The organism is Streptomyces sp. TLI_146 (assembly GCF_002846415.1).
Lineage (GTDB): Bacteria > Actinomycetota > Actinomycetes > Streptomycetales > Streptomycetaceae > Streptomyces.
Genome location: NZ_PJMX01000001.1, coordinates 3,184,380 through 3,198,298 on the forward strand (window position 1 = coordinate 3,184,380; position 13,919 = coordinate 3,198,298).

Sequence of the window (13,919 nt, forward strand, 5' to 3'; positions counted from 1 at the left end):
CCCGGGGGAGCATCCCCTGCGCGGTCAGCTCATGTGGTGGTGTCCGGAATGGTTGGTCCCGGTCTCGACACTGCCACCGAGCCGGCCGCGCAGCGCGTTGACCACGGTCTCGTCGCCGACGGCGACCCACTTGCGGCCCACCAGATAGGCGCCGCCGTAATCCTTGGCCCCGTTGATCCACTCCCGCTGGCCGCGGTCCGTGGCGAAGGTCGCCAGGACGTAGCGGCCGTCCGGGGTGTCGCAGTTGGCCTGCCGCAGCTCGGCCGCGTTCGTGGAGATCTTCGGCTTGCAGGCGGCCTGGGCCGCGATCTGTTCGAGGGTTCCGCCGGCCGTCTTCGGCGCGTCGTGGCCGTGCCCGCCGCAGCCCGCGGCTAGGGTCACGACCGCGGTCACCAGGGCCGCTCGTACAAGAGTGCGCATGCCTCCATCGTGCCCTCAACCACCCCCTCCCCGTGGGCATTTGGCCATTTCAGTGGCCCCGTTGCCCGGCACCCGCGCCACCGTTGACGTGCGCTCCGCACGCGCCTGTTGTCACCCCAACGACACGAGGAGCGCCGAGCCCATGACCGAGCTGTCGAGTCCCCGGACCCCCTCCAGACGTACGGTGCTGAGCACCGCCGGAGCCATCGGCGCCGGGGCCGCGATCGGGGCGCCGCCCCCCGCGCTCGCGGCCCCCGCACCCTCCGCGGTTGCACACCCACTTGACACCGGGCCCGCCCGGGAGGCCCTCGTCCGGCTCCTGCCCGACCACGCCGACCAGATCCGCCTCACCCCCCTGCCCGAGGGCGGCCCCGACCGCTTCCGGGTCACCGGCACGGGCGGGCGGGTCGAGATCGCCGCCACCGGCCCGGCCACCGCCCTGACCGGTCTGCACTGGTATCTGAAGTACACCTGCAAGGCCCATCTGACCTGGGCGGGAAGCCAGCTGGACCTGCCGCGCCCGCTGCCCGCGCCCGCCCGGCCGGTGGAGCGCACCGCGACCGTCCCGCACCGGTTCGTCTTCAACGACACCCACGACGGCTACACCGGCCCGTACGCCGGCTGGCCGCGCTGGGAGCGGCTGATCGACGTCCTGGCGCTGCACGGCTGCAACGAGGTTCTGGTGACGCCGGGTCAGGAGGCCGTCTACCAGCGCTTGTTGATGGATTTCGGGTACTCGGACGAGGAGGCCCGGGCCTGGCTGCCCGCGCCCTCGCACCAGCCGTGGTGGCTGTTGCAGAACATGAGCGGGTACGGCGGCCCCCTCTCCCCCGCGCTGATCGACCGGCGCGCGGAGCTGGGCGCGCGGATCACGGCGCGGCTGCGCGAGCTGGGGATGCGGCCGGTGCTCCCGGGCTACTTCGGGACCGTCCCGGACGGCTTCGCCGAGCGCAATCCGGGTGCCCGCGTCGTGCCGCAGGGCGGCTGGAACGGGCTGCGTCGACCCGACTGGCTCGACCCGCGCACCGAGGTGTTCCCGCAGGTCGCGGCCGCCTTCTACCGCCATCAGGAGGAGCTGTTCGGCGAGGCGCGGCACTTCAAGATGGATCTGCTGCACGAGGGCGGCACCCCGGGCGACGTGCCGGTGGCCGAGGCCGCCCGGGCCGTCGAGAAGGCCCTGCACACCGCCCGGCCGGGGGCCACCTGGGTGATACTCGGCTGGCAGACCAACCCCCGCCCGGACGTCCTGGACGCGGTCGACAAGTCGCGGATCCTGATCGTCGACGGCCTCTCCGACCTCGCCACGGTCACCGACCGCGAGAAGGACTGGGGCGGCGCGCCGTACGCGTTCGGCACCATCCCCAACTTCGGCGGCCGCACCACCCTGGGCGCCAACACCCACCGCTGGACGGGGAAGTTCGCCCAGTGGCGCGACCGGCCGGGCAGCACGCTGGTCGGCACCGCCTACATGCCGGAGTCCGCCGAGCGCGACCCCGCCGCGTTCGAGCTGTTCAGCGAGCTCGCCTGGCGGGACGGGCCGGTGGAGCGGGAGGACTGGTTCCGTACGTACGCCGATGTGCGCTACGGGCGCGAGGACGGCCACGCGCGCGAGGCGTTCGCCGCGCTCGCCGCCACCGCGTACCGGCTGACCACCGCCGACGGGCGGCCCGTCGACTCGCTCTTCACCCGGCGCCCGTCCATCACCGCCTCCGTCACCACCGCGTTCGAGTCGGCCCGCTTCGACCGCGCCTTCGCCGAACTGCTCGCCGTACGGCCCTCGCTGCGCGGCTCGGACGCCTATGCGTACGACCTCACCGATGTCGCCCGGCAGGCCCTCGCCGACCGCTCGCGGCTGCTGCTGCCGCAGCTGCGGACCGCGTACCAGGGGAAGGACCGGGAGGCGTTCGGGGTGCTGAGCGCGCTGTGGCTGCGGCTGATGCGGCTGGCCGACGAGATGTCGGGGTGCCACCGGGCGTTCCTGCTCGGCCCGTGGCTGGAGGACGCCAAGCGGTTCGCGACGAACGCGCCGGAGGCGGTCCGGCTGGAGTGGACGGCGCGGACGCTGATCACCACCTGGGCGGACCGTTCGGCGGCGAACAACCTCAGCAACTACGCGGACCGCGACTGGCAGGGTCTGCTGACGGACCTTCACCTCCCGCAGTGGCGCGCCTACTTGGACGAGCTGGCCGACGCCCTGGCGGACGGGCGGGCACCCAAGGCCTTCGACTGGTACGTGGGAGAGGAGGCGTGGCGGCGGGAGTCGGGCACGTACCCGGTACGGGCGACGGGCGACCCGTACCGGACGGCGCTGCGCGTCCACGACGCGCTGGCGAGCGCCCCGTACCAGGGGGCCGTGACCGTCGCCGCCGACCCGGTGAGCTTCACGCCCGGCTCGACCGGCACGGTCACGGCGGCGCTGCGCAACCTCAACGGGCTGCGGGCGACCGGCCGCGTCGACTTCGCGCTCACCGGCCTCGACGCCGAGCCGGAGGGCCGCACCCGACTGCGCCGGATCCCGGCGGCGGGCGAGGGGTCGGTGCGCTGGCGGGTCACCGCGCCCGCCGACCCGCTGACCGCACCGCTGCGGGCCATGCCGTACGAGCTGACCACGCGGTACGGCCCGGACGGCGAGGACCGGGTGGCGGTCGTCCACCGGTCCGCCGTGTACCTCGCGGCGCCGCTGAGCGCCGGGTGGCGGACGTTCACCAGCAACGACGCGGTCTTCGGCGAGCTGGACGGGCGGCTGGCGGTCAACGGCGGCGGCCTGGACCTGTGGAAGGGCATCGCACAGTTCGGCACGGCGTACCGGGAGGGAGTGCTGCGGGAGGGAACGGTGGTGACGTTGTCCGTCGACTCCCTCGAAAACACCAGCAGTTGGGCGCGCGGAGGGATCGTCGTGCGCAACGGCCTCGGGGTGCCGGGGTCGGCGGGCTTCCTGAATCTGGCGGCGACGCCCGGGCAGGGCGTGGTGCTGTCGTACGACGCGGACGGCGACGGGCTGCTCGACACCTACCGCCGAATCACGGGGGTGGCGGCGCCGGTCCTGCTGCGGCTCGGCCGGGGCCCGGCCGGGTCATTCACCGGCGCGTGCTCGACGGACGCGGGGGCGAGCTGGCGGACGGTGGGGACGGTGACGGTGCCGGGGACGGCCGCGGCGCAGGACGCGGGGCTGTTCATGAGCGCGGCGAACGGGGGCAGTGGGGCGCGGGGGACGGCGGAGTTCGGGGGGTGGGTGGTGGCGTAGGGGCGTGGTTAGGTTTCGGGCCGGTTGGGGGCACACATGGTCGCGTCCTCTGTTCCGCTGCCCCAGGAGTGCGTCCGCCCATGACCGCGATTCCCGCCCACAGCGTCGCCAACCTCCGTGATCTCGGCGGTACGCCGCTCGCCGGGGGGCGTACGGTCCGGCCCGGCCTGGTCTTCCGGGCCGGGGCGCTCGACCGGTTCGACCCGGAGCGGGACCCTGCGGTGGCCGGACTCGGGATCCGTACGGTCGTCGACCTCCGGACGGCGGCCGAGCGGGCCGAGCGGCCCGACCGGCTGCCGTCCGGGGCGCGGCTGGTGGTCGCGGACGTCCTGGCGGACACGGTGAGCGAGTCCGGGGCGCCGGCGGCCGCGCGGCTGCGGCACGTCCTGGCCGACCCCGTCGCGGCCGAGCAGCATCTGGGCGGGGGCCGGGCGCAGAAGGTGTTCGAGGACCTGTACCGGGACCTGGTGTCATCGCCGTCGGCCCGCGCCGCGTACCGCACGCTGCTGCTCGAACTGGCGGATGCGGAGGCGGGGCCGGTGCTCTTCCACTGCACGGCGGGGAAGGACCGTACGGGGTGGGGGGCGACGGTGCTGCTGTCCCTGCTGGGGGCGTCGTCGGAGGTGGTGTCGCGGGAGTACCTGGCGGTGAACGGGGCGGTACGGGAGGCGTTCGCGCCGTTGATCGAGGGGTTCACGGCGCAGGGGGGTGATCCGGAGGTGGCACTCGCGGTGATCGGGGTGGTGCCGGAGTATTTGGCGGCGGGGTTGGGGGAGGTGGCGTTCCGGTACGGGGGGATGGCTGGGTATGTGCGGGAGGGGTTGGGGGTGGGGGATGAGGTGGTGCGGGGGCTGCGCACCCGCTTGGCGAGCTCCCCCTGAGGCGGTTTCCCCGGGGCTGCGCCCCCGGACCCCGTTAGCGGGGCCTGCGGCCCCTGCACCCCGCTGAGTTCGTCTGCGGACCGTGGCCGGTTGCTCGCGCAGTTCCCCGCGCCCCTTAAATGCCGCTCCGCGGCAATCCCCTGGGCGCCCCGAAGGGGCGCATCTCAGGGGCGCGGGGAACTGCGCGACCAGCCACAGACGGCCCGCAGACGAACCCCGGGCACACCCCCCGGTGACCATCCCACCATTCGCTCGTTTTGCTGAACGTGGCCCCGCCCCAGGACATCCTCAGCCGCCCCACCCCCATCGGCATCGAGCAGGCCGAAGCCGCTCTCGTCGAGCACTATCCGCGGCTGACCCGGCTCGCCTATCTCGTGCTGCCGCCCTCCCTCGGGCGCAACCGGCGCGTGCTGACCGCGCACGCGCTGGTGCAGCGGTCGCTGCCCCGTAAGCACGGGGGTGCGGAGGCCGCGATTCCGGCGCCGCGGCGCGAGGACCCGGGGTACGGGTTCGTGCGGCGGCAGGTCGTGCGGCAGGCGCTGGAGGCGGGGCTGCCGCTCAGGCGGCGGGCCTGGCCCAAGCGGGCGCAGTTGCCGCCGGTGCTGCCGCAGGTGTGGGGGCTCAGGCTGTTCCCCCGCTCCGGCGGAGCCGACGAACTCGCCCTGGACCAGCGGCTCTCCGCCCTCAGCGGACCCGCCCGGGCCGCCTTCGTGCTGCGGGGCCTCGACCGGCTGAGCGACGCGGAGGTCAGGAAGGAACTCGACGCCGTGGGCGTCGAGGATCCGCAGAAGGCCGTCGAGGAGGCCGGGGACCCCGGTGACGGCGCCGCGCTGCTCCAGGCCGCCGAGTTCGACCCCTGTTCCCTCCAGGCCCGGCCCACCGACCTCATGCGCCGCCGCCAGCACCTGCGCGCCGCCCTCGTCGCCGCCGCCGCGCTCGCCGTCTGCGGCACGCTCCTGGGGCTCCCGGGCGACGGCTGGGGGCCGGACGGGGCGGCCGCGCCGCCGTACGCGCGCAATCCCGCCGCCGAGGCCGCCCTCGACCCGGCGCGGGTCACCCGGGTGGACTCGGCCACTTGGCGCACCTCGGCCCGTACCGACTTCTCCGTCTGGCCCGCCCGGGGCTCCCTCACCGGCGACACCGCGCTGCTGCGGCGCGCGCTCGCCGTCTGGGCGCGGCCGGGCCGCTCCGTGCAGGTCTCGGCCACGCCGGGGACGCCGTCGGGCCCGCCGATGGGCGCGCCCCAACTGCTGTACGCGGGCAAGGTCGACCGCGCCTCGGTCGTGCTCTTCTTCGACGGGCTGCGGGTCACCCGGTACGCCGAGCCGGTGGACGGTACCTCCGGCGCCGCGCTCGACTTCGCGCGCGTGGACGGCGCGGACGCCGCCTCCGCCGGGGCGCTCGTGGTCGGCCGCACCGACGGCAACGTCCGCTATCTGACCGCCCCCTGGGTGCGCGACGCGGCCGTACGGGACCTGCTGGACCCGGCCGCCGCGCCCCGCCCGCTCCCCCGCGACCGGGACGGGGTGACCGCCCCGCTGGTCTCCCCCGCCCAGGCCCGCGACTGCACCTCCTGGGACGTGCTCCAGTTGCACGAGGACCGCGAGAACTCGGCGGGACGGCTGCTGACCGACCTCGGGGAGCTCGCACCCGCCCGGCTCACCTGGGGTCCGCCGGACGCGCCCCGGGACATCACCGGCGCCGCCGCCCGCGAGGCCTGGGCCCGTACCGCGTGCCTGCTGCCGACCGTGCGCTCGCAGGGCGTGCGGACCGTCAACGCGTGGCAGTTCGCCAGGCAGCCCCTGCCCGAGGCCAACGGCACGGCCGCCTGGCTGTGCACCCGGGCCGACACCTGGTCCGGCACGGGCAACCGGGTGCTCGCCCAGTTCCAGGCCCCGGGCGCCGGGAAGGCCACGGCGGGCGCGGTGGCCGCGCGCGCCGAGAACAGCGCCGCCTGCGGCACCCACCAGCCGCGCGTGCTCGCCGGGGTGCTGTGGAAGTCCCGGGGCGGGCACTGGTACGTGCTGGCGGCCGGCAGCGAGGACCTGACCCGGGTCGCCGTCTCCGGCGGCGTCGACGCCTCCGAGCGCGGCCATCTGCTCGCCGTGCGCACCCAGGAGGGCGCCCGCGCCCAGCTCGACGGCCGCCTCGCGGACGGGACCCGGGTCACCGCCCTGCGCTGAACCCGTGGGCCCCGGTGACCGGTTCCGTACGAACAACTCCTCGCACAACCCTGTTGCCAGACGCCTACCCGTCAGTACATTGACGCCATGTCTAATACGCCGCAGCCCGCTCCGGTGGTCTCGGAGCACATAGAGCTCAAGGCCCGGAACGTCTCTTTCGGGTGGGAGCAGACGCCGCTCCACTGGATCCCGGGCGATCCGTTCACCGGCCACACCATCAATGTGCTGCACCTGCTGCTCCCGGCGGGCGAGCGCTGGTTCGTGCATGTGTACAAGCAGGTGCTGCCGTACATCCGCGACGAGCGGCTGCGCGAGGACGTCATCGGGTTCATCGGGCAGGAGGCCACGCACTCGGCCGCGCACGACGACGTGCTCCCCCACCTCAAGGCGCTGGGCCTGGACCCCACCCCGTACACCGCGCAGGTCGACTGGCTCTTCGAGAAGCTGCTCGGCGACCGGACGCTGCCACCGGGGCGGGCGCGCCGGTGGTGGCTGATGGAGCGGGTCGCCACGATCGCGGCGATCGAGCACTACACGGCGTTCCTGGGCGACTGGATCCTCAACGCCGACGCCCTGGACGAGCGCGGCGCCGACGCGGTGATGCTGGACCTGCTGCGCTGGCACGGCGCCGAGGAGGTCGAGCACCGGTCGGTCGCCTTCGACCTGTTCATGCACGTGGACGGCGGCTACCGGCGCCGGGCCAGGACCTGGGCCACCGCGTTCGCCGCGCTGCTCTTCCTCTGGCAGCGCGGCGCCCGGTTCTTCATGGAGAACGACCCCTCGCTGCTCGACGGCAAGGCGACCGTCGGCGCCTTCCTGCGCGCCGGACGGCAGGGCACCCTGCCCACCGCCGGAGCGATGGCGCGCTCGATCCCGCGCTATCTCAGCCGTACGTACCACCCCTCGCAGGAGGGCTCGACCGCGCAGGCCGTGGCCTATCTGGCGAGCTCGCCCGGCGCCAATGGAGGCCGCTGACATGCCGCGTACGAGGTCCGTGGTCCTGGCGGCGGGGGCCGCGCTGCTGGTGCGGCGGGCGGTGCGCCGCCGTATCGCCACCTCGCCGCTGTGGCCGCTGCCCGCCCTGGAGACGCCCATCTCGGGGCAGGGCGGCCGGCGCGTTCCCTCGCTGCGGCTCACCGTCGCCGAACGGGCCGTGCCCGCCGAGGGCGTGGCGCTGCTGCGGCTCGAATCCCCGGCGGGCACCGCGCTGCCCGAGTGGCGGCCGGGCGCCCACCTGGACCTGGTGCTGCCGTCCGGGCTGGTCCGCCAGTACTCGCTCTGCGGCGACCCGGCCGACCGCGCCACGTACACGGTTGCCACCCGGCTGATCGAGGACGGGCGGGGCGGCTCGCGCGAGGTGCACGAGCAGCTGCGGGAGGGCGCCGAACTGGTCGTGCGCGGGCCGCGCAACCGCTTCCCGCTGGCCGAGGCCCCGTCGTACGCGTTCGTCGCCGGAGGCATCGGCATCACCCCCGTGCTGCCCATGCTGCGGGCGGTCGAGGCGGCGGGCGGCGAGTGGCGGCTGCTGTACGGCGGGCGTTCGCGCGCCACCATGCCGTTCCTGGACGAGATCGAGAAGCTCGGGGGCGAGCGCGTCACGGTGGTCGCCGAGGACGAGGCGGGGCTGCCGGACGCGGCCGCGTTCCTGGCGGACACGGGCGAGGGCGCGGCGGTGTACTGCTGCGGGCCCGAACCGCTGATGGACGCGGTGGCGGCGGCCCTGCCCGAGGGGCGCACCCTCCACCTGGAGCGGTTCACGCCCGGCGCGAGCACCGCGCAGCTCGGCACCTTCGAGGTCGAACTGCGCCGCACCGGCCGCACGCTCACGGTCCCGGCGGGCCGCTCGGTGCTCGCCACGGTCCGCGACGAGCTGCCGAACATCTCGTACTCGTGCGAGCAGGGCTTCTGCGGAACCTGTCAACAGCGGGTCCTGGAAGGGGAGATCGACCACCAGGACGAGCTGCTTGACGACGCGGAGCGGCAGGACTCGATGCTGATCTGCGTATCGCGCTGCCTCGGACGGAAACTCGTGCTCGACCTGTAGGTACTCTGTTCGCATGACGACCGGGGTGCGGCGCCGGATGGGCGTCGAGGAGCGCAGGCGGCAGCTGATCGGGGTCGCGCTGGAGCTGTTCAGCCACCGCTCCCCCGACGACGTGTCCATCGACGAGATAGCCGCGGCGGCCGGGATATCGCGGCCGCTCGTCTACCACTACTTCCCCGGCAAGCAGAGCCTGTACGAGGCGGCGCTGCGGCTCGCAGCCGACGAGCTGGCGGGCCGGTTCGTGGAGCCGCACGAGGGGCCGCTGGGGGCCCGGCTGCTGCGGGTGATGGGCCGCTTCTTCGACTTCGTCGAGGGCCATGGGCCGGGCTTCGCCGCGCTAATGCGGGGCGGGCCCGCGGCCTCGGCGGTCGGCTCGACCACCGCCAACGCGATGATCGACGAGGTGCGGCACGCGGCGTACCTCCAGATCCTCGCCCACCTCGGCGTCCAGGACCCGCCCGCGCGGCTGGAGTTGGTGGTGCGCTCCTGGGTCTCGCTCGCCGAGTCGACGGCGCTGATCTGGCTGGACGGCCGCCGGATCCCGCGCGCCGAGCTGGAGTTGCAGCTGGTCCACGACTTCGCGGCGCTGGCGGCGGTGAGCGCGGCGTACGACGACGAGATGGCGGCGGTGGTGCTGCGGATCATCGCGAACGAGCCGGAGGACGGGCCGTTCGGCGAGCTGCTCGCCCGGCTGACGACGCTGGGCGCGTAGGTGCGCGGGCGCCCCGTTTGTCTGCGGACCGTGCTGGGTTGCTCGCGCAGTTCCCCGCGCCCCTGACTACCTAGGGGCGCGGGGAAACGCGCGACCAGCCACAGACGACCCGCAGCCGATCGAGCGCCTCACCCACCCGTACCGTGATCACCATGACGACACCCCTCACGTTCCGCCGGGCCTCGCAAGAGGACGTCCCCGCCCTCGTCGCCCTCTACGACCGCGCCGCCCGCTGGATGCAATCCACCGGCATCGACCAGTGGCAGCCCGGCGAGAAGGACGCGGACCACTTCCGGCGGCGGATCGCGGAGGGCGAGGTCTGGCTCGCGCTGACGGACGGCGGGGTGGCCGGGGCGTACGAGCTGTGGTGGCGGGACGAGCCCGCCTGGGGCGTGCGGCCGCCGGAGGCGGGCTATGTGCACCGGCTGATGACCGACCGTACGCTCGCGCCCGCCGGAACCGGCCGCGCCCTGCTCGCCCACGCCGAGCAGCGCATCGCGGCGGCCGGGCGCCCCCTGTCCCGCCTCGACTTCAAGGCCTCCAGCCCGGGGCTTCGCACCTACTACGAGCGGGCCGGGTACGCGGTGGCCGGAGAGCAGCCGTTCAAGGAGGGCGGAGGCGGCAGCAACTACGCGGTCGTCCTGATGGAGAAGCGGCTCGGCTGACGTCAGACGAGCCCGGTGAGCCGCAGGGCCAGCAGCGCCACGTCGTCCTCGCGGCTGCCGAACGCGCCCAGCAGCGCGTCGCACAGCGCTCCCGTGCCGCGCGCGGCGTTCGCCGCCGCGAGCAGGCGCAGCCGCTCCATGGAGAGCGCGAGGTCGGTGCCCCGGGTCTCGATGAGGCCGTCCGTCACCATCAACAGGACGTCGCCGGAGGCGAGTTGGTGGCGGTACGGGCCGGGGTGGTCGAGACCGAGGCCGAGCAGCGGGCCGTGGACGTCGAGGTAGTCCGTCCCGCCCCGGCGGGAGGAGACCAGCGGCGGTATGTGGCCCGCGTTGGCGATCCGGGCGCGGCCGAGCAGCGGGTCGATGAGGGCGAGGCAGAGGGTGGCGGTGGCCTCCGGGTGGTAGAGCTGGAGCATCCGGTCCAGTCGGCGCACCAGCACGGCCGGGTCGCGCTCGTCGGTCGCGTACGCCCGTAGCGCGTGGCGCAGTTCGACCATGACGGTGGCCGCGTCGAGCGAGTGGCCCACGACGTCGCCGACGCCGACGAGGAGTCCGTCGGGGGTGGGCAGCGCGGTGTAGAAGTCGCCGCCGATCTCGGCGCGGGTGGAGGCGGGCACATAGCGCACGGCGACGTCGGCGCCGGGGAGCCGGGGCTGGTGCTGGGGCAGGAAGCTGCGCTGGAGGGTGAGCGCGATGTGCCGCTCCTCGGCGGCGCTGCGCAGCGACTCGGCGGCCAGCGCGGTGGCCTCGGCGAGATGGGCGAGCAGGGCGCGGGTGTCCTGGCCGCCGGTGGCGTGGACGGGGGTGGCCAGGCAGACCGGCGGCTGGTCGGCGCGGCTGCGGGCCAGTACCAGCCGGGCGTCGCCCTCCTCCTCGCCGGTCGGCAGCACCCCGGAGGGCCACAGCGGCGCGGGCGCGATCCGCGACCGTACGCCGGTGCAGCCCGCCATGGCCCGCTGGAGCAGCGGGGCGACCGCGGCGGTGGTGGCCGCGGGCTCGTTGCGCGGCGGGCCGCCCGCGTACAGCGTGCCGTCGGCGCCGAAGACGTAGGCGGCGGCCCGGCAGCGGAGCAGGGCGGTGACCGCTGCGGCGGCCGTGTCGGCGAGCTCCTGGGGGCAACTCGTCCCGTACAGCTCGGTGGTGGCGGTGGCCAGGCGGGCGAGGCGGCCCGCGCGGGCGTCGGCGTCGTGGCGGAAGCGGGCGCCGCGCAGGGCGGCCCGGACGACGGCCTGGATCTCCTCGGGCTCGACGGGCACGGCGAGATAGGCCTCGGCGCCCGCGTCCAGGCCCCGGGTGCGGTCGCGCGGGGTGGTGGCCGCGGCCGAGAAGTGCACCACGGGCATGGTGGCGATCTCGGGGTGCGCCTTGATGCGGCGGCACAGCTCGAAGCCGTCCATGTCGGGCAGGCCCACGTCGACCAGGGCCGCGTCGGGCAGGACGCCGTTCCTGACCCGGGCGTCGAGCTCGACCAGGGCGTCGGCGGCGGTGGCCAGCGGCACCACCCGGTGGCCCGCGCGCCGCAGGACCGCGCCCATGGCGTAGCGGTTGGCGTCGATGTCGTCGACGACCAGCACGGTGGTACGGGACGGGTTCACGGCTCATCCCCCGTGGGGCCGTCGGGCCCCATTTGGGCGTGGTGCGGACCGGGCAGCGATTACGTCCACACGGTAGCGCGCGGGCCGTCCACAGGGGTCCCTGGTCAACTTCCCTGTGCGAAATCACCCTTGAGGGCGTAGCTGAGGCCCTGGTCGAGCCCGGCGCGCGCCCCCCGGCGGAACGCGCTGTCGTACGCCTGGTCCCCGACGGCGGCCCTGGCCCGGCGCTCGCACTCCTCGCGCACGGCGGTCAGCCGGGGCGCGCCCATCTGGGCCTTGCCGACGGTACGCCAGTACTCCTGCCCGATGCCGAGGACCAGGGCGCCCTCCTCGCCGTCGCCCCGGGCGGCGAGCGCGCAGGCGAGCAGGTCGAGGCCGATGGCGATGCCGAAGCTGTCGTGGAGCAGCTGCTTGCCGGTGAGCATGGCGCGCACGTGCTCGGCCGCCTCGGTGGCGCGGCCGAGCGCCAGCGCGGTGACGGCGAGCATGTAGTCGGCGTACGCCCGCATCCAGCGCTCGCCCCGGCTCGCGCACTGGTCGCGCAGCCAGGTCGCCTCGGCGGCCGCCTCGCGGATGCGGCCGAGGTTGGTGAGGGCGTAGATCCGGGCGAGCGCGGCCAGGGCGAGGCCGGGCGAGAGGTCGTCGTCGGCCGCGTCGATGGCCGGGGTGAGCACGTCGAGGGCGCCCTCGGCGTCGCCCGGCATCAGGATGGCGCCGCCGAGCAGATAGGCGGCGCGCAGCCGGGACTCGGGGCCGGCGGCGTTCGCCGCGCACCGTCTGCCGTGCCGCAGCGCGGTCTCCATGTCGCCCTGGAGGAAGGCGGTCATGCCGAGCGCCCACTCGGCGCGGTCGCGGCGCGGGCCGGGCCCGGGGCCGAGGGCGAGGGCGCGCTCCAGGAAGCCGCGGCCCTCGCGCAGGTGCCCGCAGCAGAACCAGAAGAACCAGAGCGAGGACGCCAGGTCGAGCGCGGCGTCGGGGTCGGCCGCCAGCAGATGGTCGAGGGCGGTGCGCAGATCGGCGTGCCCGGCGGCCAGCCGCTCGTACCACTCCACCTGGTCGGGGCCCATCCACTCGGCCTCGGCGGCGCGGGCCAGGCGGCGGCAGCGCTCGGCGTGGCGGCGGGCCACGGCCGCCTCCTCGCCGAGCTCGCCGAGCCACTGGCGGCCGTACTCGCGGATGGTGTCGAGCATCCGGTACCCGGCCCGGCCCCGGTGCGTCCTGACCCGTACGACGGACTTGGCGACCAGGCCCGCGAGCGCGGGCCCGACGGCCTCGGGGGCGAGCGGGCCGCCCGCGGCGACCTCCTCGGCGGCCTCCAGGTCGAAGGCCCCGGCGAACACCGAGAGCCGGGCCCACAGCAGCCGCTCCAGCGGGGCGCACAGCTCGTGGCTCCAGCCGATGGTGGTGCGCATGGTCTGGTGGCGGGGCAGCCGGGCGGCCCGGGTGTCGGCGAGGACCTCGAAGCGCGAGTCGAGCCGTTCGGCGAGCTGCTCCACGCTCCACAACCGCAGCCGGGCGCCCGCGAGTTCGAGGGCGAGCGGGATGCCGTCGAGTCTGCGGCAGACGGCGGCGGCCGCCTCGGCGCGGGCCGGGGTCTCGAAGGACTTCAGCGACAGGTACGGGACGGCGTCGACGGCGCGCTGCTTGAAGAGGGTGAGCGCGGCCCCCTCGGGCGGCAGCGGGCCGAGCGAGAAGACACGTTCCTCCGGGCGCCCCAGGGACTGCCGGCTGGTGGCCAGGACGGTGAGCCCCGGCGAGGTCTGGAGCAGCTCCCCGATGAGGTGGCCGCAGGCGGAGACCAGGTGCTCGCAGGTGTCCAGGACCAGGAGCAGCCGTTTGTCGCCGAGCCAGCCGCACAGCGCCTCGGCGGCGGTGCGGGTGGTCTGGTCGGTGACGCCCAGGTGGTCGGCGACGGTGGCGGCGAGCAGTTCCGGGTCGCACAGCGGCGACAGCTCGATCCACCACACCCCGTCGGGGCAGAAGGCGTCGCGGCCGCGCGCGGCGCGCAGGGCGAGCCGGGACTTGCCGACGCCGCCCGGGCCGGTGACCGTGACGAGCCGGTGGCCCCGCAACAGGCGGTCCAGGGTGGCCAGTTCGACCGACCGGCCGACGAAACTCGTGGTCTCCGCTGGAAGATTCCCCAACACGGGGCACAGTTTGGACCAGAGAACGGCC

At 75.0% G+C, this 13,919-nt stretch carries 10 protein-coding genes; 7 read left to right on the forward strand and 3 right to left on the reverse strand.

Features of this window, described 5'->3' with window-relative positions; genetic code table 11:
* Positions 1–24: 24 nt before the first annotated feature.
* Entirely contained in the window at positions 25–420 is a 396-nt protein-coding gene (locus tag BX283_RS14500; RefSeq protein WP_101388042.1) for a hypothetical protein, read from the reverse strand.
* Positions 421–562: 142 nt separating this feature from the next.
* Between BX283_RS14500 and BX283_RS14505 the strand changes: the two genes are divergently transcribed.
* From BX283_RS14505 to BX283_RS14535, 7 genes are all read left to right on the forward strand, one after another.
* Positions 563–3,664: an alpha-N-acetylglucosaminidase gene (locus BX283_RS14505; RefSeq protein ID WP_101388043.1), complete on the forward strand. Its 3,102-nt coding sequence runs from the start codon at positions 563–565 to the stop codon at positions 3,662–3,664.
* Positions 3,665–3,744: 80 nt separating this feature from the next.
* A complete protein-coding gene (locus tag BX283_RS14510) occupies positions 3,745–4,545 on the forward strand; it encodes a tyrosine-protein phosphatase (protein ID WP_101388044.1) in 801 nt (266 codons plus the stop codon).
* 266 nt (positions 4,546–4,811) lie between these two features.
* The gene (locus tag BX283_RS14515; protein ID WP_257582798.1) at positions 4,812–6,728 is read left to right on the forward strand and encodes a hypothetical protein; all 1,917 of its coding nucleotides are present in this window, start codon (positions 4,812–4,814) and stop codon (positions 6,726–6,728) included.
* Between the two features lie 87 nt (positions 6,729–6,815).
* Positions 6,816–7,703: a metal-dependent hydrolase gene (locus BX283_RS14520; RefSeq protein WP_101388045.1), complete on the forward strand. Its 888-nt coding sequence runs from the start codon at positions 6,816–6,818 to the stop codon at positions 7,701–7,703.
* 1 nt (position 7,704) lies between these two features.
* Positions 7,705–8,772, forward strand: a complete 1,068-nt coding sequence (locus BX283_RS14525; protein ID WP_101388046.1) for a PDR/VanB family oxidoreductase — start codon at positions 7,705–7,707, stop codon at positions 8,770–8,772.
* Positions 8,773–8,785: 13 nt separating this feature from the next.
* Positions 8,786–9,484: a TetR/AcrR family transcriptional regulator gene (locus BX283_RS14530; RefSeq protein WP_101388047.1), complete on the forward strand. Its 699-nt coding sequence runs from the start codon at positions 8,786–8,788 to the stop codon at positions 9,482–9,484.
* Positions 9,485–9,636: 152 nt separating this feature from the next.
* Positions 9,637–10,149: a GNAT family N-acetyltransferase gene (locus tag BX283_RS14535; RefSeq protein WP_101392334.1), complete on the forward strand. Its 513-nt coding sequence runs from the start codon at positions 9,637–9,639 to the stop codon at positions 10,147–10,149.
* 2 nt (positions 10,150–10,151) lie between these two features.
* On the opposite strand, the gene BX283_RS14540 is transcribed toward BX283_RS14535, so the two are convergent.
* Both BX283_RS14540 and BX283_RS14545 read right to left on the reverse strand, forming a co-directional pair.
* Entirely contained in the window at positions 10,152–11,744 is a 1,593-nt protein-coding gene (locus tag BX283_RS14540) for a fused response regulator/phosphatase (RefSeq protein ID WP_306822802.1), read from the reverse strand.
* 104 nt (positions 11,745–11,848) lie between these two features.
* On the reverse strand, positions 11,849–13,891 hold the full coding sequence (locus BX283_RS14545) for an NB-ARC domain-containing protein (RefSeq protein WP_101388048.1): 2,043 nt from the start codon (positions 13,889–13,891) through the stop codon (positions 11,849–11,851).
* Positions 13,892–13,919 lie beyond the last annotated feature (28 nt).